The organism is Pseudomonas sp. GGS8 (assembly GCF_024168645.1).
Taxonomy (GTDB): Bacteria; Pseudomonadota; Gammaproteobacteria; order Pseudomonadales; family Pseudomonadaceae; genus Aquipseudomonas.
Genome location: NZ_JALJWF010000001.1, coordinates 6,444,258 through 6,471,234, shown reverse-complemented (window position 1 = coordinate 6,471,234; position 26,977 = coordinate 6,444,258). Strand labels below are relative to the sequence as shown.

Here is a 26,977-nt window from a genome sequence, read left to right as displayed (position 1 = left end):
ATCCGACTTATGCAGCAGCAAGCACCGGTAGTCAACGTGCGGGACGACAACAATGACGAGATTGATCTTCTCGGCCTGTTTGGAACACTCATCGACCATAAATGGCTGATTGCCGCGATTACTGGCGTCTTCATGGTGGCTGGGGCCGCATATGCGGTGCTGGCGACGCCGGTATTCCAGGCGAATGCGCTGTTGCAGGTCGAAGCGAAAAAGAACGATTTGCTGGGTTTCTCGGATATCGGCAGCATGCTGGGTAAGGAGTCTCCTTCAGCCACCGAAATCGAGTTGATCCAATCCCGCTCCGTGATTGGTAAAACTGTCGATAACTTGAAACTTGATATTGTCATACAACCGAAGTATTTCCCGGTTGTTGGTGAGTTCCTGGCGCGTCGATTCCAGAATAGTAATCCCGGTCAAATAGCCGACACCTTGTTGGGATTGAACAGTTTCGCCTGGGGAGGGGAGTCGCTGAAGATATTCAAACTGGATCTCCCTGACTCGCAACTGGGCAAGAAATTGACCCTGACCGCGGGTGAAAATGGTCATTTCACGTTGGTGGATGAAGATGACAACCTATTGGCGGCCAGCCGGGCCGGAGAGCTTTTCGAGAAAAATGGCGTTACGTTTCAGATAGAGGAACTGCACGCTAATCCTGGAACCCGCTTCCGCATTATCCGTAACTCCCGCCTGACCAGTATCCTCGACTATCAAGAGGCCCTGGATGTAGTCGAGCGCGGAAAAGAGTCGGGCATGATCGGTCTGGCACTGGAAAGCACCGATCCGGACCAGGCAATTAAAATACTCAATGAAATCGCCGCTATCTATGTTCGGCAAAACGTAGAACGCACTTCAGCAGAGGCTGCGCAGAGCCTGGCGTTTCTAAAAGAGCAACTTCCTGAGGTCAAGAAGGACCTGGAAAAAGCCGGAAATGCGTTGAATGAGTACCAGACGCGCAGCAAGTCCGTGGACATCACGCTCGAAACCAAAGCCATTCTCGATCAGATAGTCGGGCTCGACACCAATATTTCCGAATTGAAGTTGCAGCAAGCCGAGATGGACCGCAAGTTCACCCGCCAACATCCCGCCTATCGCGCATTGCTGACCCAGATCGGTGAGTTGAGCAGCAAGCAGAAAAGTTTGGCATCCAAAGTCGAGAGCCTTCCCTCTACCCAGCAAGAACTGCTGAGCCTTACCCGGGATGTAGAGGTCGGCACGGCCATTTACACCCAGCTGCTGAATAAGTCTCAGGAACTGGATGTGATGCGCGCGGGCACCGTCGGTAACGTACGCTTGATCGACACCGCGGACGTCAATTTCCTCAAACCGGTCAAGCCGAAAAAAATCCTGATTGTATTGATTGCCACGATTCTTGGCGGCTTCCTGGCAGTGGCCCTGGTGCTGGTACGCAAGGCGCTGAACCGCGGGCTGGAAAGCCCGGAAGCCATCGAGCAACTTGGGTTGCCGGTCTACGCATCGATTCCCTACAGCATTTTGCAGAAAGCCGAAGAAGATAAAGTCTCCCGCGGACGAGGACGTTCCGGTGGTTCTTCATTGCTGGCCGTCAGTCATCCCACCGATCTGGCCATTGAAGCATTGCGCAGTTTGCGTACCAGTCTGCACTTCGCCATGCATGAGGCCGACAACAACCGCCTGATGATTTCCGGGCCTAGCCCTCAGGTGGGTAAAACGTTTGTCTCGGTCAACCTCGCGGCGGTGATAGCACAAACCGGGCTGCGGGTATTGTTGATCGATGTCGACATGCGCAAAGGCTATTTGCACAAAGTGTTAGGTGTTTCCTCAGACAATGGGCTCTCCGATATCCTGGCCCGGCGCTGTGATGTGGCCACCGCCATCCACAAGACCCCAATCGATAATTTTGATTTTGTCAGTCGAGGCCAGATTCCGCCCAATCCTTCCGAGTTACTGATGCACGCCAATTTCAGCGCGCTATTGGAGCAGGTGAGCGAACTTTATGATCTGGTGATTCTCGATACGCCGCCACTACTGGCGGTGACAGATGCGGCGATCGTCGGGCGCCTGTCCGGGACCAATCTGATCGTGACGCGCTATGGCCTGAACCCGGCGAAGGAAATCGAGTTGACCGTCCGCCGGTTCACCCAGAACGGCGTTGCCATTAAAGGCGCGATCTTTAACGGCGTGGAGAAAAAGGCCTCCAATAAATATGGCTACAGTGATTATGGTTATTACCACTATGCCTACGCCTCTGACAAAAACTGATGGGTATTGAACAGGTCGCATCATAAGTTCAGATGTTCGATAGCGCTGTTGTTGTGCTTGGATTTTTATCGTTATTGCTGCACCGGATCATTAGCCAATGGGCATGATCAAACCGATATTTCATGGAAGCACTACGTCCTGAGGAAGATGACGAAAAATCCTGGGGCGGTAGCGTGTCAAATGACAACATCAGCATAAAGAATATCAAACTATGTTTTACCTATTGTCTCTTATGGCTTTGTCCGCGGGTTTGCTTGCAGTAAAAGCCCCAAAATACTCAATTATATTTTTTGGTGTAATGCTGTCTGTTATCCCTACCGGGAATTCCTATAGCGAAATAATATCCTTAAAGGGAATCTATTTTTTCGATTTCTATATAGCTGGCGGACTGGGGGCGCTGTTAATAAGGCAGGTCATGACACAAAAAACTCAATTAACAACGCCTGCCGGCCTTCTTTTTGGATGTGGGCTCTACGTGGTGTTGCTCGCGTGTGGCTTAATAGGGTCTCCGAGTAAATATCTATTAAAAGACACTCGGCCATTTATAATGATCCTGTCATTTGTTGTGCTCACGAATATTGTCACGTTGGCAGCGAAAACGTTGACGCTACAAACAGTACTGAAAATATTGATTGCGATGACCGCCTTCAATATATTGGATATCGCTTGGCTGCGATTGGGTCTGTACAGTTTTCAAGACGTCTACTATGAGGAAAACGCCTACAGGTACCTTGATGGCGGCACATACGCAGCCGTTGCATATATAATTTATTACTTTATAGATCCCCGCTTATTTGAAGATAAGAAAAATCTAGCGAGAATCTGTTTGATGACCTCATTCCTCTGTCTGTTCATCGCCAATTCGAGATTCATCTTCGTTTCTGTTTTTGCAGCTATCATTATTCACCAATATACAAAGCCTGCCCGAATGATAGGCGTCATGCTGTTAGGTTCGGTTGTACTATTGGCTTTTATTGAAGTCAGCAACATGATCGGTGCTGATCGAATCAATGATGCTTTGTCATCTGAAGGTTTGGCCGTTCAGCTAACCACTCGCTTTAGCCCTGCGCTGGACTTGATAAGAAATATGAACCCCGTGCACTACTTTGTCGGGCTAGGGGCCGGAACCCCTTTTGAAATTCCCTGGTTTGAATACCGTGGTCTCGATGACAAAAACTCGAATATCGACAGTGCGTACTTAACGTATTTTGTCAAATACGGGGTCATCGGTTTGTACTTGCTATTCGTATTTACTACGTCCATAACTCATCACTTGAAAACCCGGGTAGCGGTATCAATAGCCACCTTCCTGGCGGTGATGTTTATCGTGTCGGCCACACCTTATCAGCCGTACGCTATCGGAATCGCATATAGCGCAATTATGTTACGCGCCCTTTCGGAAAACACCGCCAGGCAACGTAAAAAAATACTGACACTTCATCAACCGCTGATCACTCCACCTTTACAGGTTGAAGCCAGATGAACAATATGCTGTTGAAAAAATTTGTCTCCAGCACTGCGTGGAGTTTCATATCAGCAGTGGCTACGAAAGTCTCGGTTGTCATTACGGGCATCTTGGTCGCCAGAGTGCTGGGTGCACAATCATTTGGAGAGTATGGCCTGATACAAAGCGCCATTGTCATGCTCGCCAATGTGGCCGCCCAAGCCACAACGACGGCGACGGCTAAACATATTGGTCAATTTAAAGAGACCTCCCCGGAAAAAACGGGCAGGGGTATCGCTTTAACGCTGATTTTTTCCTTATCCTTTAGTTTAATGATCATTGGTGTCGCTCTATTTTTTCCACTTTTCTTCTCCACCATCATTCTCGGCTCCGACAATCTGAAATATGTATCACTGATTGTATTGAGCACCATCACCTTCATCATTTTATCTGGATGGACCCAAGGGTGTTTAACCGGCTGGGGGCAGTATCGGTCTATTGCGACAATCAATGGAATTATCGCCATCGTTGCGATCCCGGCAACGTACTTCCTGACGACAAAATTCAGACTCAATGGTGCGCTGCTGGGGTTGGCGTGTTCTCAGCTGCTAATCGTGTTGTTTAGCGCGCTTGCATGCTGGAAAACATTAAAGGCAAAGAATACTGCGCTCAGTTTCAAAGGTGCAATGACTGAAAAACATACTGTTCTTTCGGTCGGACTGCCGGTCTTGCTGACAGGGCTGATGGTCGCGCCAATGAATTGGTTCGCGAATAAGTTGCTGGCGGAAACGAGTAACGGGTTCGCCGCGTTAGGTATGTATGCAGCTGCCATGCAATGGAATGCAATATTCTCACATGTTTCCGTGGTATTAGGCTCCGTACTTGTCCCGATGCTAGCCGCAACGCTAGGAGGCAAAAACAGAAAATTAGACGCCTTGAATTTTCTGTCCGGCTGGCTAATTGTATTGATCATTATACAACCCGTTATCATGTTCCCCGAACTGCTGGCAAAACTCTATGGCAATAGCTTTCTCGGTCGGGATTTTGAAATAACGTTGATTCTGGTCATTCTGGGCTCGCTGCTAAGTGCATTTAAATCCGGCGTTTCAAGAAAAATGATCGTGATGGATTTAGCTTGGTACAGCGTCATGAGTAATGTTTTATGGGGCGTATTGTTCATATCCGGGGCCCTGATCCTGAGGGAGGAAGGCGCCATCGGAATTGCCAAAGCATTCATTGGCTCGCAATTAATACATTTCCTGCTAGGCTTACCCTATTTCATATACAAAAAAATATTACCCTTGGAATTACTCATCTCCCCTAGAATATTGATCTTATGGACGTTGCCTTTTGTCAGTTTCATATCAAGTTCTTACGTTGAAAGTGTCCTGTACCGATTAATGATAGTGGTCGTGATTTTTATCTACATTCTTGCGACAACATTTACCTTGAATACTATGTTCAATGAACCCGTAGAAATTGGAAGCCCAGCATGAATTCCAGTAAAGTTTATATCCGGGGTGCTTACGGCCCAGGTAATCTTGGTGATGACATATTGATGTTGTGTGTCATCAATATCCTGAAAAAAAGATTCAAAGAGTCGGACATTGCTGTGGGAGTGGATCATCCGGCTGTCGCCAAAAACTTCAACTCACGCATAAACTGGTTGCATATCAAGGAGCCAGTCAAAGCCGATCTGGTTGTTTTAGGCGGCGGGGGTCAGTTTTTCTCGTTCGTCCCTCCCTCCAAGAAGGCATCCTCAGTTCAACTTAAAGTGTCAAAACTTTACAAGAGCATAAAAGCCCAAACGGATTTAAAATCTACACTTTTACGTTTGTATGTAGGGATGCGCGGAGGGATAGACAAAATATTTTTCCATCGCCGTCTTGCTGCATTTTGCATTGGTTTAGGCCCGTTTGATGGTGGCGGCAAACTGCTGACTCGCGCAGTCAATGTCATTAATCGTTGTGACTATATTTCCGTCAGGGATGGTACAAGCCAAAAGCATTGCAATGCGTTTGGGAAATCGGATGTAGATGTATACACCGATCCAACCTTGCTTTCTAATCTATGGATCTCTAACACCGATCTTAAAATAAACAGCATAAATAAGAATAAATACCTATCATTTATCCTGCGGGATTGGCCGCATGATGCGAATGGGCAACAATTCATCGAGGCAATGGTTCAGGCGGCTCATGAGCTGTCCAAGCGTGGAGAGCATGTTCGTCTGGTGTCACTGTATAAAGAACGTGACCAGCATCTTATCGATAAGCACCACACGTTTGAATGGTTGTGCTGGGATGCCGCCGTCGATACGCCAGAGACGTTCATGGCGAAATTGATAGTCGAATCCGACGTCATTATCAGCGCCAGGGCGCACGGTGTACTTTTGCCTGCTTCCTTAGGCTATCCAACCATTGCAGTTGAAATCGAAAACAAGTTAAAAAAAGTACATGAGATGCTGCCCCGCGGCACCAAACTGGTCAGCGCCCCTGACCATAACCTGATCATGGCGACCATTGGCGAATTCAGGCAAGACAGAGAGCAAATGGCAGAGCACCTCAAACAAGAGATTTCACAGAGATCATCCATCGCACAAAATGCTGTTGATGATTTTTTGGCATGGGTCGATAAGAAGTAAAATCAGAGGGGCAACTGACGTGAAAAAAAAAGCCTCGACGTTAATCACTTTAGCCTTCTCTCTGCATGTGGCTACGAGCAGTGCATCCGATATAAATGACCGCTGTGAACAAAATGTTGAAAACATCTACCCAACACTTCCAGATGTTTCACAGGTGTTCGCCCGCCGTCATGGCAACAGTCGTGCACAGGACAATATAAAAGGCAGTGCTAATTTAACAAACAAAACCTACAGTCATGAAATAAAAGACATTACGGTGCATTATCCCGCCGGGTCGTACGATCCAGGTTCGATGGTCCGGTTGGGGTTGCCCTATGGGGGGATTGAATTCAAATCCAGGCTAAAGCAGCCGGGTAGGGAATGCCTGATTCTTACTTATGAATTGAAATTCGATAAGAATTTTAATTTTGTAAAAGGCGGAAAACTTCCAGGGCTCTACGGCGGCACAGGCAATACAGGAGGAAAAATACCCAATGGTCATGATGGTTTTTCCACTCGCTACATATGGAAAGAGAACGGTATCGGCGCAATCTATGCTTATTTACCCACTAGCAAAACATGGGGGACAGCGATAGGTCTGGGTTCCTGGACGTTTAGTGTCGGCCAGTGGCATACATTAGAACAACTCGTAAAGTTGAATACGCCGGGTCGCGCCGATGGCGTGATTTCTATTTGGTACGACAAGAAATTGGTGCACTCCGAAACCGGGTTGACGTTCAGGGACACTAAAAACCTGACGATCGATGGATTGCTATTTTCTACGTTCTTCGGTGGAAACAATGCATCCTTCGCCACACCTGCCAGTACCAATATACAGTTCAGAAATTTCGTAATGAGTTCACATCGCATCGCTAATACATCAGGGCAGAGTGTAGGTAACTAGATGAAGAACTTGAAGCTCAATATCAAGAAGGTCGCCGTGGCCTTGTTTAATACGGCGCTTAACCTGGTTTTCTTTTTCAGTTTGAGACGTTCACTGCTAAGGGCGACGGGATGCCGTGTTGGCGTTAAAACTACTGTCCATAGAAAGGTCGTTTTTTTTTCATTCGGTAAATTCTCAGTAGGAAAAAACTGCACCATAAATTACAACTGTTATATGGATAATAGAGCCGGAATTCGTATCGGCGATAATGTCAATATTTCTCATAACACAAAGATTTATACACTGGGGCACGATATCGACGACCCCATGAGTCACACGGTCGGGAAACCGGTTGTCATTGAAGATAACGTTTGGATCTTTCCCAGTGTGATGATTATGCCAGGCGTCAAAATAGGAAAAGGCGCAGTCGTTTATCCGGGTAGCGTTGTCACGCGTAATATTGAAGAGTATTCGATTGCGGGAGGGAATCCGGCTAAACATATTCGTTTCAGAAATAAACGCATTCAGTACAGCGCTGACTTTCCTATTTGGTTTGCATTGTAGTACTCAGTTTTCTTTACTATTCTTACGCAGGATTCAGAAGTGAAATCATTAATGATCGCATGGGTCGGCTATCAACGACGCGCCGACACAATGAAACAATATTGGGCGTATGACATTCTGCATCTACCTAATAAATTCAAAAAGAAATATGCACGTCCATTGGATTATTTAATTAAGGCTTTTAAAACTATTAAATCGCTTTTTATCGGTTCGCCGGAGATTCTTTGGGTCCAGTTGCCACCGAGCCCTGTGTTGCACATAGCGCTGGCCTACAGGTTTTTTATTAATAGGCGCCTCAAGATTATTGCTGATGTGCATAATAGTTTGCTGCGCAAGCAATGGATAACCTTCCCAGGGACAGTGTCCTTGCTCAATAAAATTGATGCTGTTGTAGTTCATAATTTTAAAGTCAAAGAGGAGTTGTCCCGCCAAGGTGTTCATGCAGAAAACATTTTCATACTGGAGGATTTGCCGTGTGATTTTGATATTCCTCCCGCCAGTGATCATCAGACACCCTATGTGCTTTTCCCCTGTTCTTTTGATGTCGACGAGCCGATAGAAATCGTTATTAAGGCAGCCAGAGAAATGCCGCATGTAGACTTTTTTATCACCGGGAGGTATGCAGGGAAGTTGTCCGGAGCTCTCATAGCGTCAATGCCAGACAATATAAAGCTTACGGGTTTTCTGAGTAAATTGACTTTCGAACAACTGCTGTGCAACGCAAACGTCGTTCTCGGCCTGACAACGCGCGACAATGTCCAATTGAGTGTGGCAAACGAAGCGGTTAGCGCCGGCCGGCCGATGGCACTTTCGAACACACCAGTACTGCGATCATTGTTTTCGGACGCTGCTGTATTTGTTGATACGTTAGACCCCCTGTCAATAAAGTTCGGGCTTTCTCAACTCATCGAAAATGAAGAACTCTATAAAGAAAAATCAGCGTTGTTGAAAGCCAAGCGAATAACACGTTGGGAGGGGCAGGCGGAGTTGTTGAAAGCAGCTGTTGTTATCTAATGATGTCTATTAATCCTGACAGAAAGGGATCCGTCATGAGTCAATCGTATGATGTTTTACTGATTTGTTCCGGAGGTGGGCACTGGGTACAAATGAGCAAACTGCTTCCAGCGTTTGACGGCCAAAAAGTCAACATTGCCACCGTCGATACAAGTGTTCACTCACAGTACCCACTTCACGATTTTGTTAAAGTTCCCGATTTCAATAGAAGTGAGCCCTTCAAGATAATTAAGGGGTTCTGTCAGATCTTCAATATTGTTTACCAAAGTAAAGCGAAATATGTCATCTCTACGGGGGCTGCACCGGGTCTGCTGGGTTTGATCACGGCAAAGATCATGGGAAAAAAAACGCTCTGGATTGATAGTATCGCGAATCCAAAAAAAATATCTTTGTCTGGCAGAATCGCTTCTTATTTTGTAGATGAATTACTCACGCAGTGGCCCACTCTTTCGGAAAACGGCAGGGCTCAGTATAAAGGGAGGGTAGTTTAAATGATATTCTGTAGCGTTGGTACTCAAGCACCCTTTGAGAGAATGCTCAGCTATTTAAGTGAATGGAGTCATGCAAACCCCCATGTCCCTATTGTTGCCCAAGTCGGCAATGATGAAAGGGACTTGGGTCGCATTAACGCATTCAAGACAATAGCCGAACCTTTTTTCTCCGAAAACTTCAACGCCTCAACAGTCGTCGTTTCTCATGCGGGCATGGGTAATATCATTCGCTCGCTTGAACTGGGAAAGCCAATAGTTGTCGTGCCCAGGGATAGCAGCCGTGGGGAACACATTAATAACCATCAGTACGACACTGTCGAGAATTTTTCGGGCTTTCCATCTGTTTTCATTGCCCATGATAAAGACGAGTTTTTTTCGGCTATCGATTCGGCACTTAATTACAGCAATGCTGAAATTCCTTTGGATTTCACAGAAAGAGATCGTTTAATCAGTTATATAAGGTCATTTGCGTCTTGACTCTTTGCTGTTTGTCGGCCCTCTCTTATCACTTTTAATTATTGAGTAATCGCTATGATTCCAGTTATTTTGTCTGGTGGCTCGGGCACACGTCTGTGGCCGCTTTCAAGAGCACTCAAGCCAAAACAGTTTATGTCGATACACGGTGATCTGAGTTTATTTCAAGCTACTTTGGATAGAATAAAGAATCTGTCTGCAGAGGGAGATAGCTTAAGTCCTCCGATAATCGTTTGTAACGAAGATCATCGTTTTATCGTGGCTGAGCAAAGCAGATCACTGGATATAGAACCACAAAAAATACTCTTGGAGCCCTCTGCACGAAATACCGCGCCCGCTATAGCGGCTGCGACACTGACAGCCTTGGAGGACGGGAATGATCCTATCCTGTTGGTTTTGGCTGCAGACCATGTAATAGCCGACGTTGATGCTTTTAAAGCCTCCCTGGCGTTGGCTAAGTTGGAAGTCAACAAAGGTAGAATTGTCACCTTCGGGATTGTACCCACTAAGCCAGAGACTGGTTACGGCTATATCCGTACTCAAACGGGTGCTGCCGACGGCACTGCGCACGTCGATGCTTTTATAGAAAAGCCCGATCTGGAAACAGCGCAAAGGTACCTTGCGCAAGGAAACTATTTCTGGAATAGCGGAATGTTTATGTTCCGGGCTTCCGTCATGAAATCGGAACTGGAGCGCTTGAGTCCTGACATCGTTGTCGCTGCAGAGCTTTCTCTCGCCAACGCAACGCATGACCAGGATTTTACCAGGCTCAGTCAGGTGGACTTCGTGAACGCGCCCAATGTGTCCATTGATTATGCGGTCATGGAAAAAACCGACATCGCTTCAGTCGTGACCCTCAACTCCAGTTGGAGCGATCTTGGTGCATGGGATTCGGTTTGGGAGGCGGGAACGAAGGATGAAAATGAAAACTGCACACAAGGGGATGTGTTGCTGCAAGGCGTTACTAACAGCTATGTCCACTCCAGTCATCGGCTAGTCACTGTTCTGGGTATAAGTGATGTCGTTGTCGTCGAGACATCGGACGCGATATTGGTGACGACTAAGGACCACTCTCAAGACGTCAAGAAAATAGTGTCTGAACTCACTAAAAATAATCGAGTCGAGGGTGCTAGTCATCGTGAAGTCTATCGGCCGTGGGGGAAATATGACTCAGTGGACCAAGGCCATAGATATCAAGTGAAGCGAATCACCGTCAAACCGGGGCATAAACTTTCCGTTCAGCTTCACCATCATCGGGCAGAACACTGGATCGTGGTTTCAGGAACCGCAAATGTGCAAATCGCTGACAAACAGGTGTTGTTGACCGAAAATCAATCTACCTTCATACCCATCGGGGTTGTGCACTCCCTTGAAAACCCGGGGAGAATTCCTCTTGAGTTGATAGAAGTTCAATCAGGTTCTTACTTAGGCGAAGATGACATCGTTCGTTTTGAAGATCGCTATGGTCGCCTCGAGCTCGTTTAAAGGATTATTAAAATGAATGTTACGGTTTTTGGAATAGGTTATGTGGGCCTCGTGCAGGCGGCTGTACTCGCTGACGCAGGTCATGACGTATGTTGCGTAGACGTCGACGCTATTAAAGTCGAGAATCTGAAGAATGGAATTATTCCTATCTATGAGCCTGGGTTGAGTGCCCTTGTAGAAAAATGCCATGAAGCAGGGCGTTTACATTTCACAACGGATGCAGCACAAGGCGTGCACCATGGTGAAATCCAATTTATTGCAGTCGGTACGCCTCCAGACGACGATGGCAGTGCTGATTTAAAATACGTGCTGTCTGTTGCCACCACCATCGCACTCAACATGACGGAGGCTAAAATTATTGTTAACAAGTCTACTGTGCCTGTTGGTACGGCGGATAAAGTCAGGGCTAAAGTTTCCGAAGTATTGACGTCCCGGGACCTTGAGGTGGAGTTTCACGTTATCTCCAATCCCGAGTTCCTGAAGGAAGGTTCTGCAGTAGCGGACTGCACCCGTCCCGATAGAATTATCATAGGCAGTGATAGCAGTTACGCGGTGGACCGAATGAGGCAACTTTATGAGCCTTTCAACAGAAACCACGAAAAAATAATCACGATGGACATCAGAAGTGCCGAACTGACGAAGTATGCGGCCAACTGTTTATTGGCAACAAAAATTTCATTCATGAATGAAATGGCTAATTTTGCCGAACGATTGGGCGCAGACATTGAGGCCGTTCGCAAAGGCATTGGCTCTGATCCAAGAATTGGCTACGATTTTATCTATCCCGGCTGCGGCTATGGCGGTTCCTGCTTCCCTAAAGATGTACAAGCCCTGGAACGCACAGCGTCGTCGATCGGCTATAAGGCAACGCTTTTGTCAGCCGTCGAAGAAGTCAATAAACGACAAAAGGAACATCTATTCGGGCATATCCAACATCACTTCGACGGGCACTTGGAGGGAAAAACATTTGCGATTTGGGGCTTGGCTTTCAAACCCAATACAGATGATATGCGAGAAGCATCCAGCCGCGTCTTGATTGAACAGTTGCGGAGCGTTGGCGCCAGAATACAAGCCTTTGACCCCGAAGCGATGGCCGAAACACAACGAATTTATGGAATGAATGAAGACTTGCTTTTAATGGGCACAAAAGAAGCCGCGCTTCAAGGTGCTGACGCTTTAATCATTGTGACAGAGTGGCGCGAGTTCAAAGCCCCTGACCTGGATTTTATAAAGGAAAAGCTGAGTACTCCTGTCATATTTGACGGCCGTAACATATTCGACCCTCACCGTATGAAAGCTAATGGGTTCGACTATTATGGTATTGGTCGTGGGCTATCGGTACGGCCACTCATTTAATGCTGTTCAGGCCCAAGAAAACGCCATAGTTCCTCTCCAAACCCTGCAACGGACAAGTCCGATAGTCAAAAGGCCGGGATAATGCTGACCATTATTAACAATGCGTCAGCATTCGCGCTCCACCAGGAGCGCTGAAAAGCGGCTAACGCTCTGCTAATTTCGTTGAAATTCAGCAAAAATCACCGCTTCATCTTGCTTTGCAAGCGATCTGCGCAGGCTTTTTGGAGAATGTTGGCCACTGGTTTACGTTATCTACGAGTGAGATGATTCTGAGGAGGTGACGTGCGTGATCCGACAAGATCTTTCTGCAGTTGTCATTGCCTCTTCATCTCCGTTCCATCCCAGCTCCCTTATTCTAGAGTTTCATAAGGGTTTAATATCGAGAAGGAGTCTGATATGAGGAAATTACTTTTAGCGGGCTTGCTGGCTGTCATCAGTACCGCGGCATTGGCAGCGGATGAACCAGTGAGCGAGATGGCGAGCGAAAGCGAGCCATTGTCGTTGAGCACCCCACTGGTTGGGGACGTGACGGTCGCTGAAACTATGTTGCTCGGCACGGCTATTATCGGTGCAGCAGCGGCCGCTTCAAACTCCGGTGGCAGTTCCAATGGCGGTACCTCTGGAACAGGCGGCACTACTGGCACAACCGGCACAACCGGTACCAACTAATACCCCGCGAAGTGTGTTGTTCAAGATCACTCAGAACTTTCTGGGTGATCTTGTTTTAGACTTGCCCTCGACTAGCGTAGTGCCATTATGATTCGTAGATTTTCTGTTGTTATGCTGGCAAGTATCAGCTTGCACGGCTGTATGTTTTCGCCTGGTCAACACATGGACACCAGTCAAATGGTCAGTGACGGCTCTCCGGAAAGTAGCCGGGTGGAGCTTATTCCCATCACGCCTAAATTGATTGCCATGGATGCCGCCACGCAAGTTCGCGAATCGGTTTCCTCGGCATTGTTGTCCTATGTTCCAGGCGGTTATCGCGTGGGTGCCAACGACCTGTTGTTTATCACGGTCTGGGATCACCCCGAGTTGACGGCGCCTTCGGGGCCGCAACAGCAACTCGATGCCAACGGGCGTCTGGTGCGTCCGGACGGCACGTTGTTTTATCCCTACATCGGTAATATTCCTGCCGCCGGTAAAACCATCGAAGAGTTGCGAGCCTTTATTGCCGAGCGCTTGTCGCAATTTGTCGAAAGCCCTCAGGTCGACGTCAGCGTATTGCGCTTCGCCAGCCAGACCGTGGTAATTTCCGGTGCGGTGCTCAAGGCTGGCCAACAGCCAATCACTACCACGCCGCTGAGCGTGGTAGAGGCCGTTGGCGCGGCCGGTGTGGACCCCTCGAACGCAGACCTGTCAGGCCTGACGCTGACCCGGGACGGACGCGAGTACAAGCTCGACCTGGACACCCTCAATCGCCAGGACTCACAGCTGCAGGGCGTTTACCTCAAGGGCGGCGACCGATTGTACTTGCCCTATAACGACCAAAAGCGGATCTATGTCATGGGTGAGGTCAACTTGCCTCGCGCGCTGAGCTTCAAAGGCAAATCGATCAACCTGACCGATGCGCTGGGCACAGTGGGGGGCTTGAACCAGACCACCTCCAACGGCAACGCGGTGTACGTGATTCGCGGTGCCGACCACCTGGAAACCGAACCGGCCAAGGTGTTCCAGCTCGATGCCGAATCCCCTTCGGCCCTGGTACTGGCCACCCGTTTCGACTTGCAACCGCAAGACATCGTCTATGTCGGCCCGGCCGGCGTGACGCGCTGGAACCGTCTGATCAGCCAGCTTCTGCCTACGGCCAGTGTCCTGGGGACCGGCGCCAGCTCTCTCAATAACCTCAGCGAAGCCAACAGCAGATAAGGCTCTATCCCGCCGTGAAAACTTTGCCTATCTTCGCCAGTCTGACGATGGCGCTCTTGTTGTGCGGGTGTAACCCGTTGATGAAGGCCTCCTGGGACACCCTCGAAACATCCGTCGCGGGGCCTGCCTCCATCAACTTGACCCGTGCTCAGGTCGACGCCGTTCCGTATCCGCAGATCCTGGTCATCACCCCCTCCAGTGAGGGCGTGATGGCCATGGCTCGTCGGCGGGGCGACCTGCAGTTCTGGGTTGCTTCTGGCAAGCAAGTGCTGATGATGCGCGACGGTTTGGTGGTGCGCACTGTCGGGCTGGGCGTTTCCCTGGATGGCACTCGCTTCACTGAAGAGTCGCCCTTCAAGCGCGGCCTTCAGCATTTGCCCGACGGCTATACCAGCACGCGCTGGATCGACATCTATAACGGCAACCGAATCGGTATCGCGGTCAACAGCCGTTTCAGCCCTCACGGTATCGAGACCATCCGCATTCTGGACAAGGATTACGCCTTGCTGCGCATCGACGAGCAGGTGGATGCACCCACCCTGAATTTCCGCGCCACCAACCGCTACTGGGTCGACCCTCAGGACGGTTTCATCCTGCGCAGCGAGCAGCATCTGACGCCGCAGCTGTTTCTGAAAATCGTGCAGGTGCGCCGTGATCGGGGAGCTGCCCGGTGAAGTGTTCAAACCTTTTCTTGCTTGGCTTGCTGTTGATCGGCCCGGGCGTGGGCCAGGCTGCCGTCACGGTCACTGGTGACGTGCGCAGCCCTGGCCAATTCGATATCAAACCTGGTGCTCGCTTGCTGGATGTCATTCGCGATGCTCAACCGAACGCTGAAAGTTACTGGCTGGGCGCGGCGTGGCTGCGCCATTCATTGGTGGATAAGCAGACGCGGTTGAAGGCGGGCGTCCTGTTCGATCTGAAACTGCTGCAACGGGGGGCTTTGCTCGATGGCAAAAACACACGAGCAGAGTTGAGTGCACGCCTATATGAGCAGGTCGCGCAACTGCCGGTCACCGGACGCCAGGTCGCGATGCTCGACCCGATCGCTGTGGAAGTGGGGTTCGCCCGCAACGCGCTGCTGGATGATGGCGACCATCTGATTTACCCCCAGCGGCCGTCCACCGTGGAAGTTTTCGGGGCGGTCGCGCAGCCCTGTCAGGTGCCTTACCGAGCCCTGCAGGAAGTGCGTGCCTATGCCCGTGGCTGCGCCATTCTTGGCGACGCCGAGGGTGATTATTTGTGGCTGATCCAGCCCGACGGGCAGGTGCGGCGCCTGGGCGTGGCCGCATGGAATCGTGAGGACGGCGTCGTGGCGGCGCCCGGCAGCAGGATCCTGGTGCCGATCAGGAGCGACGATCTCGAGACACCGACCCCTGAGCTAAATCAACAACTGGCTGAGTTTCTCGCCACTCAACCGCTGGCTGAGGTGGCCCCTTGAAGTGCCCGTTGAAGTTACGTTTTGCTGCTGCATTGATCTTGCCCTGCGGATTGGCTCACGGTGAACCGCGCTACACCCAAAGTGATTTTGGTGGCGTCGGTCTGTTACAGACCCCCACCGCGCGCATGGCCCCGGCGGGAGAGTTGAGCGTCACGGCCAGTCGTACCGACCCTTACTCGCGCTACAGTTTTTCCTTGCAGCCACTTGAGTGGCTGGAAGGGTCGTTTCGTTACACCGCGATCACCAACCGTAAGTACGGCACCGAGCAATTGAGCGGCAACCAAAGCTTTAAAGACAAGGCCATCGACTTGAAAGCGCGGCTTTGGGAAGAAACTCACTGGGCACCGCAGGTCGCTATTGGCGCCCGGGACATCGGCGGTACCGGGCTATTTTCCAGCGAATATTTTGTCGCCAACAAGCGATATGGCGACCTGGATTTCAGCCTCGGCATCGCTTGGGGTTATCTGGGTAATCGTGGGGATTTCAGTAACCCGCTGTCGGTATTGGGCAGCCAATTCAACGACCGGCCGCAGAGCACCGCGGTTGTGGCCAGGGCAGGGGACGTGAACACCAACGCTTACTTCAGGGGCCGCCCTTCGTTGTTTGGCGGGATTGCCTATCAAACGCCCTGGGAACCACTGAGCCTGAAGATCGAGTATGAGGGCAACGATTACAAGAACGAGCCACTGGACAATCCGCTCAAGCAAGACCTGCCGATCAACTTCGGTGTGGTCTACAAGCTGGCCGACAGCGTCGACCTGAGCGCCGGTTGGGAGCGTGGCAATACGGCAATGTTCGGCATCACCTTGCACACCAACTTTGTCAGCCGCAAGGCACCGGCCAAGACCTATGATCCTCCCGCCGAGCGGCTGCCGGCGCAGGCACCATCGACCCCGCTCGATCAAGTCAACTGGGCCGATGTCTCCAACCGGCTGCAGCAAAATGCCGGCTACAAGGTTAAACGGATCACCCAACGCGGTTCGGAGTTGATGGTGTATGGCGAGCAGTCTCGCTATTTTTATCCGGCCAAGGCCGTCGGGCGAGCCAACCGGATTCTCGATAACAGCGTCAATCAGGACATCGACTGGTTCACCTTGGTGAATCAGCGTTATGACATGTCCATCGAAGAAACCAGCGTGCCGCGGGAAACCTTCCGCGCGGTGGTGAACAACGACCAGCCGCTGAAGGATCTGCACCGTACGACCGAGGTCAATCCGGCGATTGCGCACCGTGAAACCACGCTCTACACCCAGGCACTGGAGCCGTTCAGCTATGGTGTGGGCCTGGGCTACAAACAGAACATCGGCGGCCCCGACGGCTTGCTCTATCAGTTCACCGCCGATGCCGACGCGGAGTACCGATTCACCCGCAACACCTGGTGGAGCGGCCTGCTCAGCGCCAACCTGCTGAACAACTACGACAAGTTCACCTACGACGCACCGAGCGGGTTGCCGCGAGTGCGCACCGATTTGCGTCAATACATGACCACCTCTGATGTGACGATGCCGACGTTCCAGTTCAACCACGCGGCGCAGCTGGATCGGGACTGGTATGGCATGGTCTATGGCGGCTATCTGGAATCCATGTATGCCGGGGTCGGCAGCGAAGTGCTGTATCGACCCACGGGGAAACGCTGGTCATTGGGGGCCGATCTGAACTTCGTACGCCAGCGGGATTTCGATCAGGGCTTTGGCCTGCGCGATTACCAGACCATAACGGGGCATGTCACCAGCTATACTGAATTGCCCAATGACATGCTTGCAGCGGTCAGCGTCGGGCGTTATCTGGCACGGGACTGGGGCACCACCGTCGACTTGTCGCGGGAGTTCAAGAACGGCGTGAAGTTTGGCGGCTGGGTCACCTTGACCACTGCGTCGAAGGCGGAATATGGCGAGGGCAGCTTTGACAAAGGCATCTACATTTCCATTCCGTTCGACGAGCTGTTGAGTACCTCGACCATGCGCCGTGCCAGTATCGTCTGGGCTCCGCTGACTCGCGATGGCGGTGCGCGCCTGAACCGTGCCTACTCATTGCAGACCATGACCGACGGGCGTGACAGCAGCTTGTTCTACAACAACTTCGAGAAAATTACCGAATGATCACGTGGCTCAAAGGCTTGGTCGAGTTGCCATTCTGGTTGCGGGGCTTGGTCTTTGCCGCGGTGACTGTGATTCTGCTCTACGCAGGTTTGCGTCCTCAGCCGATCCCGGAGCTGTTCGTCGAAGAGGACAAGCTCCATCACTGGATCGGCTTTCTGGTATTCACGTGCAGCTGCCGTCTGGCTTTCCCCAATGTGAAGTTTGTCTGGACAGCCTTGGGGTGTTTGCTCACTGGCGTACTCATTGAGCTCGCGCAAGGTTTGATGCCGCTGCGCACGGCTTCGCCCTACGACATGCTGGCAAATAGTGTCGGCGTGTTCATGGGGTTATTGATTTCAAGGTGCTGGGTGCGTTGAAAGGCATGAGGCACCCTGGCAGTTTGTCGGCATGTTGTAACCGTTGATCCTCGCTACATCTCCCTCCAGCAACACCTCTTTTGCCACTCCATCCGGCACATGTCAGTCAGTTAATCCGTAATGCAACCTGTAGCAGCTGCCTAGCCTGCGAGGTTGCGTTCGGCTGCGCAGCGGTCGTCCAACCAGAACTTGTGGTGCATCAGGCAAACTGCGTCAGCCGGATGCACGACTGCTGCGCAGCCTCGCAGGCTCGGCAGCTGCTACAAAACAGAGGGCGAATGGGGGGGAGGCGGGGAGAGAGGCTCGGGCAGTCAGAGATCTGACTGCCCGGACTGCGGCTTTGTTAGCCGCAAGCTGAAGAACAGGCGGGGGGGGGCGAATCGCAGCAGTTAATAGATGTCCTTGGAAAACAGCGTGAAAGGAGTCTTGATCAGAATCTTGATATCAAGCCACAACGACCAGTTGTTGATGTAGTTGAGGTCGATCTCCACACGCTTTTGCATCTTGTCGAGGGTCTCGGTTTCGCCACGGCAGCCACTGATCTGCGCCAGCCCGGTGATGCCCGGTTTGATTCGATGGCGGGCCATGTAGGCCTGGATCTTGCCGGTGTAGTAGTCGTTATGGGCAATTGCATGTGGCCGCGGCCCGACCAGCGCCATATGGCCTTGCAGCACGTTGAAGAACTGCGGCAGTTCATCGATGGACGTGCGTCGAATGAAGCGGCCAACCGGGGTAATGCGTGGGTCTTCACGGCCGGCCTGGCGGACTTGATGGTCGTCGTGCAGGCGCATGGAGCGGAACTTCCAGACCTTGATGATCTTGCCGTTCCAGCCGTGCCGTTCCTGTTTGAAAATGATCGGCCCCGGGGAGGAAATCTTCACTGCGACGGCGATCACCAGCAGCAGTGGGCTGAAGCCGATCAGCGCGAGGGCGGCGAGGCTTCTGTCCAGCAGGGTCTTGCTCAGTGCCGCAGTCGGGTAACTGGTCAGCGGGCTTTCATTGAGGTGGATGGCGGGCAGGCCATCCAGCTCGCTGACGGAGTGATTGAGCAACGTCATGCTGCCCAGGTCGGGAACCCAGACTACATCCACATTCGAATCGAGAAGGTCGATGTACAGCGCTTCGACCTGTTTGGCTTCGCTCAAGGGCAGCGCGATGTACAACCGCCGGACATCGTGCACCCGGATCAGCTCGCGCAGTTCTTGCAACTGGCCCACGATCCGGTGGGTATTGAGGTTGGTCGACAGCTCGTTGGGTTTTGAGCTGATCAGGCCGACCAGCGGTGGAAACTCGGTTTTGGCCAGTTTATCCGCCAGATTCACCGCCAGTTGGTCGGTGCCGATGATCAGGGTGTTGTATTGACTGTGCAGTTGCCGATGGTAGTGCCTGGAAAAGCTGTGCAAAGGCAGGTACAGCAAGGCCTGTACGCAATAACCGGCGATGGCCCAGACCAGAATGATTTCCCGGGAGAACAATTCGCTGGTCTTGCTGAGAAAGCCGATGCTGGTCAGGCCGGTCAGTGTCAACAGCCACCCCAGCAGCAGTCGACCCAGGCCGGAGAGATAACCATGTTGCTTGTGATAAACCAGCAGCAGGGAGTAAGAAGGCACCGAGCCCAGGAAAGTCAGCACTGCAAGCACACGATAACGAGCTTCGATTTCTCCTGTCTGGTACAGCGCCAGAGCAAATAACAATGCAGTGACCGACGTGATGGCAATTATCCATTGCCCCCAGAAGGTCAGTCCTTTGGAGATGCTGTTTCGATTAATACGATTATGTACCATCGCGGTGTCCCTCGGGCGTGCGCCACGTTGTGTATCAGTCGACGGTTAATAAATGGCAGCCGCGCGCAAAGGCTGAGCGAGCGCAGTTCGGTCAGAAGTTGTTTTTATTATTGGAAGGGAATAACGCGGGCTATCGCTGGCCGTCCGAATGTTGTTTAAAGTCAGCTGATACGGTTGTCTCAGTGTCCGGCTTTTATACTAGTACCTTAATCTTTGTGGGTGTCTGACGAATTATAACGGGCGCCACTTTCGGTGCTCCTGTTATAAAAGGTCGTGCTCTTTTATTAGGAGGGCATCGCTAAATCGCCTATATAATTGCAGCATTCCGTTAAGCGCTTGCCCGCCATGGGAGGAAACTCGGCGGGAATTATGGAGGGCAGGATGTGCAAGGGACAGGCGGAGGAAGTGCAAGGCGAGGTGGCTAGGCAGTCAAGCGGTATCGGGTGAGGTGGGAAATCGCATTTATTGTTGTTATTTTTTGCGATTTCGCTCAGTAAGCGATTCTTATCCTTTGCGCCAGGCAATAACCACGGTTTCTGACCGAGCGAATCAGTCGTTCTCCGTTGGCGGCAGTCTTGAATTTTTTCTGCAGCCGGCTCAAGCACATTTCAAGGCCGCTGTAATTCTCCGGATCTTTATCGATGCGTAGAATAAGATCGTTTTTGCTGAGGACCCGTCGATCACTGATGACCAGTTGGGTGAGCATTAACGATTCGGTGCCGGTCAATGGGATGGTTATATCCTCCTTGATTAATGTTCTGTCGTCGGCATTAAACCACCAGATGTCGGGGTTGCCCTGCGACTCTTTAACCCGGCTGACGGCAGAGATGAACTCTTCGTCTGCCACCGGTTTTTTGAGAAAGCCATCAACCCCGAAGTGCGAGAAGTGATGGAGTTCTGAATGCTCCGAGTTGGGAGTTATGAGTATGATTTCCGCATCTTTTTGATTCTTGCGGATAAAGCTGACATCGCTCAGCGAGATATCGGCCTGGTCGAGCAGGATGTGCGTGAATCGATTCTTTCGGATGCGTTCACTGCTGAGTTTGCCAGATTCGATTTCAAAAGATAAATGCAGGCGTTGTGCGAGAAGCGATTCTATTGCTTGTCGTGCCAGTTGATCTCGGGTGAAAATTAAAAAGCTGTTGTTTGACGTATTCACAATAAGGCTCCTTCCTAGTTTGGTGAAATTTTTAAAGCTTAAATAACCTCGGTCGGAGAGTAATATCTCCCCTGGAAAAAATCGAAAGGCATGCTGCGGGCCAGTGTGTGCAGTGCTTTGTGCTCGACCCGGTCCGCGATGAACTTGATCTTGCTGTCATGGATCATGCCGCTCAGGCAGTCGTAAGATCTGTTGAAAAAGTCCTGGCTGTTGTCGACCATGATGTCGAAATTGGATCGGGTCAGGTCCACTTTTATGTAATCGAACAGCTTCGGGCTGATCAGTTTTTCAGCGCTGTCATCGCTTAAGTCATAGCCATCGAAAGCAATCTCGATCCCGTTGTCCTTCAATAAATGGATGTGATTGATAATGGTTCTTTTTTCTTTGAGATTGAACGAAAGGAGCGAACCGCCGTTAATGCTGGGGATTAACTGTTGTTCATGCTTCTTGAGTGTCGTTTGAGCGTCGTTCAGTTCTCGGATGAACGCTTTATCCAATAACGCGGATTGGTTCATGGTCACGAATAATTTATTGGGTATCTGTACGGATGGGGACGACGTGGCCTCGATCTGTGAAAGGGCATTTAATTGGATCCGCATCAGTACTTCACGATAAATCGCCAGCGGGTGATCGGGATGCAGTGGTTGATACCCCTTGTTCAGAGGTGTCTGCTGTTTGGTCGCTTTGGCATAAATCTCACTGCCGAACAATTCATCGTTTCGTTTGAGAATTGATTGCCTGAAGAAAACCAATGCGAAGTTATCTTGCACGGTATATTGCCTGCTGGACTCCATTGTTTAGTCCCTTTAAGAATGAAAGTTTGTTTGCTTTACTGAAACGATCCCTCGAAGCAATCGATAGCCATAACCGCGAACGCTGTGAATGATGTTAATGCCGAAGTGTTTTTTGATTTTGTTTCGAAGGCGGCTTATGGATTTCTCCAGAACACGTGAGTCATAGAGCTTGATATTCAAACCCATGGATTCGGCCATGCAATCGTGGTGCAGAATATTACCTTCTGCATTAATGAGTGCATCCAATGCTTTCATTTCCTGATAGGCCAGATCCAGTTTGAACTCATCGTTGTATAAGTGCAGGCATGTTTGGTCCAAGGTCAACTTAACGGCAGGCTGCCATTCAGGTGTTTCGAGCAGCTCTGAAATTAACCTGGCTTTTTCATCCTGGTCGTTAGGTACATTGATACAGTGATCGGCGCCGGCCAAGTAACATTCAATTTTGGTTTGCGGAGCACGAAAATTGATTGCAACGATAATGGACAGTTCCAGTGGAGTTGCACGTAACTTTTTGATGAGTGCCAGACAGTCATTAAGAATGGAGGGGCTTTCAATATCAATTAGTACGGCGTCGTGGGCTTGAACTTCGCTATCTGAGTTTGACGGGTTTGTGTAGTCTAATGTATAAACATACGTGCGATTAGGTACAAATAACTGCCGAAGTTTCTCTGTCGAGCGCCAAGTGCGCCCAATAGCGAGAATACCCCTCTGGCTATTTTCGATTTTGCTCTCAGTACTCATCATGCAAATTACTCATATGTGCTGGCGTTGCAATCTTAATACACAAAATACTGAAGTTATCTGACTTTTTATAACATTTTGAGCTTGTCAACAGGTGTCATTCCATCGTCAGTAGTTTCAGCTGATCAATGACATAGCCAACTGTGTCGGCTTTAGCCAATTTGATTTTCTGATATCGGACTTAGTTGGTGGGCGCCATGGTATCGGACTAGAGCCTTTCGGTTGACTTTTCTTTGAACAACACAGAAGCGTGGCTGATCCGCAGATCAGGCTACAGAACGAGGCGTCACTGAGAAGTCTTGCGTATAAATTGTGCGAAAGTCCGCATTTTTGATATCTGGAGTTGATTTATAAGGATATTCCACGGTGTTCTATGGCGGTGTAGGTGCGCGCTCGAAAGGCGCCAGTTCAACTGTTGCCTCTTTTTAGGGCGAATGAGAGCGGGGGGGGCATATTAATTGACTCCTTTTGCATTGTATTCGTAATATTTTATGTCAAGAGCTGATTTTTTGAACGATGTAGTTGTTCTGTCTGGTTATTGAATAGAAAAAGCTAAAGTTGATATCAGGGGGCCATTATACTTAAGTATTAGTCATGGGCCCGTCATCGGTCCTTTTCGCAATTAATCATCCATGACACGCCAAACCGATCGACCAGCATCCCGAAGCGCGCCGCCCAGAACGTCGTCTCCAATGGCATTTGAATACTCCCGCCTTGCGCCAATCCCGCAAACACTCGCTGCGCCTCAACCACACTGTCGACATTCAACGACACCGAACAACCACTCATGCCGGCGCTGGGGCGATCAGGTGTGGTATCCGACCCCATGATCGACTGATCCCCGACCAGCAGGCGCGTATGAATGATCAGGTTGTGGCAGTCCGCCGGCACATGGTCGCGAGCCGGGGTTTCGCCGAAGGTCATCATGACTTCGATCTGGCCTGGCAGGTTTTTGGCGTAGAAGTTGAAGGCATCCTGGCAGTCGCCGTTGAAGATCAGGTACGGGGTGATTTTCATGTTCTGCTCCCGGTGATGGAGTGGTGCACATCGGGTACCGTATGACCTGCCGCGCCCCTCTACATCCGCCACCGAGTTCATCGCCCTATGCCTGTCCTTACCCGTTTCGCCTCTTTGCTCGACCAGGCGAGGCGTGCCTTGCTGCTGGTCTGGGGAACGTCCCGCGGGCTGTTTCTGGGGTTGGTGCTGGCGACGCTGATCGCTGGTGTGCTGCCGGCACTCGCGGCCTGGTTGGGGCAGCGGATTGTCGACGCGGTAGTTACCGCAATGCAGTTGCACGCGCAACAGGGCAGCGCGCCGTTGTGGCCGGTCGTGCGCTATGTGCTGTTTGAAGCGGGCGTGCTTGCGTTGCTGTCCGGGACGCAACGCGCCCTGTCAGTGCAGCAGTCGCTGTTGCGGGTGCAGTTGGGACAGAAGGTCAACACGATGATTCTGGAGAAGGCCCAGACGTTATCGTTGGTGCAGTTCGAGAATTCCGAGTTCTACGACAAGCTGGTTCGGGTGCGGCGCGAGGCATCGACCCGACCGTTGGCGCTGGTGATGAAATCGCTGGGGCTGATCCAGAACCTGATCGTGTTGATCAGTTTCGGCGTGTTGCTGGTGCATTTTTCGCCCTGGGCGCTGGTGCTGCTGGTGGTCGGGGCGTTGCCGGTGTTCTTTGCCGAAGCGCATTTTTCCGGAGATGCCTTTCGGCTGTTCACGCGCCGGGCACCGGAGAGTCGGCAGCAGAACTACATCGAGACACTGCTCTCCCATGAGGGCTACATCAAAGAGGTGAAACTGTTCGGCTTCGCGCCGCTGTTGTTGCAGCGTTATCGGGACACGTTTGCTCGTCTCTACGCCGAAGACCGGCGCCTGACGTTGCGTCGCGATGGCTGGGGATTTGTGCTGGGACTGCTGGGCACCGCGGCGTTTTATCTGGCCTATGCGTGGGTCGTGGTCGATACCGTTCATGGCAGCATCAGCCTCGGGCAAATGACCATGTACCTGGTGCTGTTCAAGCAGGGGCAGACGGCGGTGAGCAGCAGCTTGAGCGCGATCAGCGGTCTCTATGAGGATGGCCTTTACCTGTCGAGCCTCTATGAGTATCTGGCCGAGCCGGTGGTGGTCGATAACGGAAGCCTTACCGTGGGCGCGGTGCCCGGCGATGGCTTGCGTTTCGAGAATGTCGGTTTCCGTTATCCGGAGGCGAGCCGCGCCGCGTTGCAGGGCATCAATTTGCACCTGTTGCCCGGACACAGTGTCGCGCTGGTGGGGGAAAACGGCTCGGGCAAAACCACGCTGATCAAGTTGCTGACGCGGCTGTATCGCCCTGATCAGGGCCGCATTCTGCTGGACGGCAGCGATTTACAAGCCTGGGAAGAAGAGGCGCTGAGACGACGCATCGGCGTGATCTTCCAGGATTACATTCGCTACCAGTTCTCCGTCGGTGAGAACATCGGTGTGGGCGACACCCTGGCGTTCAACGATGAAACCCGTTGGCAGCAAGCCGCCGCCGAAGGGATGGCTGCGCCTTTCATCGAGCGTCTGGATCGCGGTTACGCCACGCAATTGGGGCGGTGGTTTGCTGGTGGGCAGGAACTGTCCGGGGGGCAATGGCAAAAGATCGCCTTGTCTCGCGCTTACATGCGCCGTGACGCCGATATCCTGATTCTGGATGAACCGACCTCGGCCCTGGACCCGGCGGCGGAAGCGGCGGTGTTCGAGCATTTCAGCCAGCACACCGAAGGGCGCATGACGTTGCTGATTTCTCACCGCTTCTCCAGCGTGCGCAATGCCGACCACATCATCGTGCTGGACCAGGGCTCGATCCTTGAGCGGGGCGATCACGATAGCCTGGTCGCGGCGGGTGGGCGCTATGCGCAGTTGTTCAATGTGCAGGCTCGTGGTTATCGATAGCCGCAAACGTGGTGTTGCGCAATCATGAACAACTCACCGGCACCATCCGGTCGCGGCGGTCCAGCAAGCGCAAGGCCTGTTCCAGCAAGAGCGCGACGACGATGGCCCCCGCGGCGATGACGAACAGCAACCCGTGATGACCGCCGCTGGCGTTGAACAGCGCCGAGTAGGCAAACCCGGCGATGGCCTGAAAGGTTGCGAATGAAACCGTGGCGCGGCTCCAGGCTACTTGCTGCTGATGGTGTTGCGGTACGAGCTCATGCACCCGGGCCAGCGCCAGCGGCACGATGCCCGGCGGGAACGAACCGAGGATTACTGCCAGCAGGGCCAGGGCGGTGAACGAACTCGATATAGCCAGCAGGCCGACGGCAATCGCCTGCACCACCAGCACCAGGCGGATGCTCAGCTTCGCCCCCAGTTGATCGGCCAGAAAGCCATAACTCACCGGCCCGACTATCGCGCCGAGGCCGTACATCACCCAGATCAGTGCACCGACATGGGGCCCGGCACCGAGGCCGCGTGCCACGTAATCCACCAGAAACACCATGGCCGGCACCAGCCCGGCAGCCATGAACGCGTACTGCGCAAACAGCAGATAAAGGTTGGGATCAAATGGCGATTTGGTGTGCTGAGCGTGCGGTGCAGCCGTTTCATTGGCAACGGATGACGGCCAGCCAAACCAGCTGGCGGCGGTCAGAATCAAGGCCAAGGCGCCGAGCCCAAGCCAAGTGTTCTGCAGACCAAGGCTCAGCAGCGGCGGAACGAGGGTGCCCGAGCCGGCAATGCCCAAGCCGATGCCGAGGAAAATAGCACCGCTCGCCAGGCCTCGGCGCGAGGCCGGCACATGGGGCAACACGGTCGCCGCCACCAGGACCATGATCGCGCCACCGGCAATCCCCGACAGCAATCGCCAACCGAAGAACCAGCTCACCGATAACGGAAAGGCACAGGCAAAAAATGCCAGTGTCACCGCCAGCATCATCAGCCGCAAAGCGGTTTTGTTGGAGGTGCGACGGGCCAGCGGATGACCGATCAGTGCGCCGATCAGGTAGCCCACCAGATTGGCGGCGCCGAGGTACACCACGTCGCTGGCGGAAAACCACTGGGCTTGAATCAACGACGGAATCAATGGCGTGTAGGCAAAACGCGCCAGACCAATGCTGACCAGGCTGGCGCAGAGGCCGGCGAAGATCGGCAGCCAGATTGCGTTGCGCCCAGTATCAAGGGATGTGCTGTGCATGGGAACGGT

General features: G+C 51.8%; 24 protein-coding genes. 18 read left to right on the top strand and 6 right to left on the bottom strand.

Annotated elements, in window-relative coordinates; all coding sequences use genetic code 11:
- Positions 1 to 9 precede the first annotated feature (9 nt).
- The 17 genes from J3D54_RS29140 (at position 10) to J3D54_RS29060 (ending at position 18,334) form a co-directional block, all read left to right on the top strand.
- A complete protein-coding gene (locus J3D54_RS29140; RefSeq protein ID WP_253425999.1) occupies positions 10 to 2,238 on the top strand; it encodes a polysaccharide biosynthesis tyrosine autokinase in 2,229 nt (742 codons plus the stop codon).
- A 211-nt stretch (positions 2,239 to 2,449) separates the two neighbouring features.
- On the top strand, positions 2,450 to 3,721 hold the full coding sequence (locus tag J3D54_RS29135; protein WP_253425997.1) for a DUF6369 family protein: 1,272 nt from the start codon (positions 2,450 to 2,452) through the stop codon (positions 3,719 to 3,721).
- Positions 3,718 to 5,178, top strand: a complete 1,461-nt coding sequence (locus J3D54_RS29130; RefSeq protein WP_253425995.1) for an oligosaccharide flippase family protein — start codon at positions 3,718 to 3,720, stop codon at positions 5,176 to 5,178. Before J3D54_RS29135 ends, J3D54_RS29130 begins: the two co-directional genes overlap by 4 nt.
- The gene (locus tag J3D54_RS29125) at positions 5,175 to 6,326 is read left to right on the top strand and encodes a polysaccharide pyruvyl transferase family protein (protein ID WP_253425993.1); all 1,152 of its coding nucleotides are present in this window, start codon (positions 5,175 to 5,177) and stop codon (positions 6,324 to 6,326) included. Before J3D54_RS29130 ends, J3D54_RS29125 begins: the two co-directional genes overlap by 4 nt.
- A 19-nt stretch (positions 6,327 to 6,345) precedes the next feature.
- Complete coding sequence (locus J3D54_RS29120; protein WP_253425991.1) at positions 6,346 to 7,209, top strand: polysaccharide lyase; 864 nt, start codon at positions 6,346 to 6,348, stop codon at positions 7,207 to 7,209.
- Positions 7,210 to 7,752, top strand: coding sequence for a DapH/DapD/GlmU-related protein (locus J3D54_RS29115; protein ID WP_253425987.1), 543 nt, complete (start codon positions 7,210 to 7,212; stop codon positions 7,750 to 7,752).
- A 39-nt stretch (positions 7,753 to 7,791) separates the two neighbouring features.
- Positions 7,792 to 8,766 carry a glycosyltransferase family 1 protein gene (locus J3D54_RS29110; RefSeq protein WP_253425984.1) on the top strand — a complete coding sequence of 325 codons (975 nt, stop codon included), beginning with the start codon at positions 7,792 to 7,794 and terminating at the stop codon, positions 8,764 to 8,766.
- A gap of 35 nt (positions 8,767 to 8,801) precedes the next feature.
- A complete protein-coding gene (locus J3D54_RS29105) occupies positions 8,802 to 9,257 on the top strand; it encodes a UDP-N-acetylglucosamine transferase subunit ALG14 (protein ID WP_253425981.1) in 456 nt (151 codons plus the stop codon).
- Positions 9,258 to 9,734, top strand: coding sequence for a glycosyltransferase (locus tag J3D54_RS29100; protein WP_253425978.1), 477 nt, complete (start codon positions 9,258 to 9,260; stop codon positions 9,732 to 9,734).
- Between the two features lie 54 nt (positions 9,735 to 9,788).
- Positions 9,789 to 11,216, top strand: a complete 1,428-nt coding sequence (locus J3D54_RS29095) for a mannose-1-phosphate guanylyltransferase/mannose-6-phosphate isomerase (RefSeq protein WP_253425975.1) — start codon at positions 9,789 to 9,791, stop codon at positions 11,214 to 11,216.
- 12 nt (positions 11,217 to 11,228) lie between these two features.
- Positions 11,229 to 12,572 carry a UDP-glucose/GDP-mannose dehydrogenase family protein gene (locus J3D54_RS29090; RefSeq protein WP_253425972.1) on the top strand — a complete coding sequence of 448 codons (1,344 nt, stop codon included), beginning with the start codon at positions 11,229 to 11,231 and terminating at the stop codon, positions 12,570 to 12,572.
- A 396-nt stretch (positions 12,573 to 12,968) separates the two neighbouring features.
- A complete protein-coding gene (locus tag J3D54_RS29085; RefSeq protein ID WP_253425969.1) occupies positions 12,969 to 13,241 on the top strand; it encodes a hypothetical protein in 273 nt (90 codons plus the stop codon).
- Positions 13,242 to 13,328: 87 nt separating this feature from the next.
- The gene (locus J3D54_RS29080; RefSeq protein WP_253425966.1) at positions 13,329 to 14,441 is read left to right on the top strand and encodes a polysaccharide biosynthesis/export family protein; all 1,113 of its coding nucleotides are present in this window, start codon (positions 13,329 to 13,331) and stop codon (positions 14,439 to 14,441) included.
- Positions 14,442 to 14,455: 14 nt separating this feature from the next.
- Positions 14,456 to 15,115 (top strand): YjbF family lipoprotein, encoded by a 660-nt coding sequence (locus J3D54_RS29075; protein ID WP_367399647.1) that lies wholly within the window; start codon positions 14,456 to 14,458, stop codon positions 15,113 to 15,115.
- Positions 15,112 to 15,879, top strand: coding sequence for a capsule biosynthesis GfcC family protein (locus J3D54_RS29070; RefSeq protein ID WP_253425963.1), 768 nt, complete (start codon positions 15,112 to 15,114; stop codon positions 15,877 to 15,879). Before J3D54_RS29075 ends, J3D54_RS29070 begins: the two co-directional genes overlap by 4 nt.
- 8 nt (positions 15,880 to 15,887) lie before the next feature.
- Complete coding sequence (locus tag J3D54_RS29065) at positions 15,888 to 17,978, top strand: YjbH domain-containing protein (protein ID WP_253425960.1); 2,091 nt, start codon at positions 15,888 to 15,890, stop codon at positions 17,976 to 17,978.
- On the top strand, positions 17,975 to 18,334 hold the full coding sequence (locus J3D54_RS29060; RefSeq protein ID WP_253425957.1) for a VanZ family protein: 360 nt from the start codon (positions 17,975 to 17,977) through the stop codon (positions 18,332 to 18,334). The genes J3D54_RS29065 and J3D54_RS29060 overlap by 4 nt, the downstream gene beginning before the upstream one ends.
- A gap of 389 nt (positions 18,335 to 18,723) precedes the next feature.
- Here the strand turns inward: J3D54_RS29060 and J3D54_RS29055 are convergent, their stop codons facing one another.
- From J3D54_RS29055 to J3D54_RS29035, 5 genes are all read right to left on the bottom strand, one after another.
- A complete protein-coding gene (locus J3D54_RS29055; RefSeq protein ID WP_253425952.1) occupies positions 18,724 to 20,118 on the bottom strand; it encodes an undecaprenyl-phosphate glucose phosphotransferase in 1,395 nt (464 codons plus the stop codon).
- A gap of 490 nt (positions 20,119 to 20,608) precedes the next feature.
- Positions 20,609 to 21,277 carry a winged helix-turn-helix domain-containing protein gene (locus J3D54_RS29050; protein ID WP_253425949.1) on the bottom strand — a complete coding sequence of 223 codons (669 nt, stop codon included), beginning with the start codon at positions 21,275 to 21,277 and terminating at the stop codon, positions 20,609 to 20,611.
- Positions 21,278 to 21,315: 38 nt separating this feature from the next.
- Positions 21,316 to 22,071: an EAL domain-containing protein gene (locus tag J3D54_RS29045; RefSeq protein ID WP_301293497.1), complete on the bottom strand. Its 756-nt coding sequence runs from the start codon at positions 22,069 to 22,071 to the stop codon at positions 21,316 to 21,318.
- A gap of 12 nt (positions 22,072 to 22,083) precedes the next feature.
- Positions 22,084 to 22,815, bottom strand: a complete 732-nt coding sequence (locus J3D54_RS29040) for a winged helix-turn-helix domain-containing protein (RefSeq protein WP_253425944.1) — start codon at positions 22,813 to 22,815, stop codon at positions 22,084 to 22,086.
- 600 nt (positions 22,816 to 23,415) lie between these two features.
- Positions 23,416 to 23,829 (bottom strand): VOC family protein, encoded by a 414-nt coding sequence (locus J3D54_RS29035; protein WP_253425942.1) that lies wholly within the window; start codon positions 23,827 to 23,829, stop codon positions 23,416 to 23,418.
- An 87-nt stretch (positions 23,830 to 23,916) separates the two neighbouring features.
- On the opposite strand from J3D54_RS29035, the gene J3D54_RS29030 reads away from it, so the two are divergent.
- Entirely contained in the window at positions 23,917 to 25,728 is a 1,812-nt protein-coding gene (locus tag J3D54_RS29030; protein ID WP_253425940.1) for an ABC transporter ATP-binding protein, read from the top strand.
- Positions 25,729 to 25,750: 22 nt separating this feature from the next.
- On the opposite strand, the gene J3D54_RS29025 is transcribed toward J3D54_RS29030, so the two are convergent.
- Entirely contained in the window at positions 25,751 to 26,968 is a 1,218-nt protein-coding gene (locus J3D54_RS29025) for a YbfB/YjiJ family MFS transporter (RefSeq protein ID WP_253425939.1), read from the bottom strand.
- Positions 26,969 to 26,977: the final 9 nt, after the last annotated feature.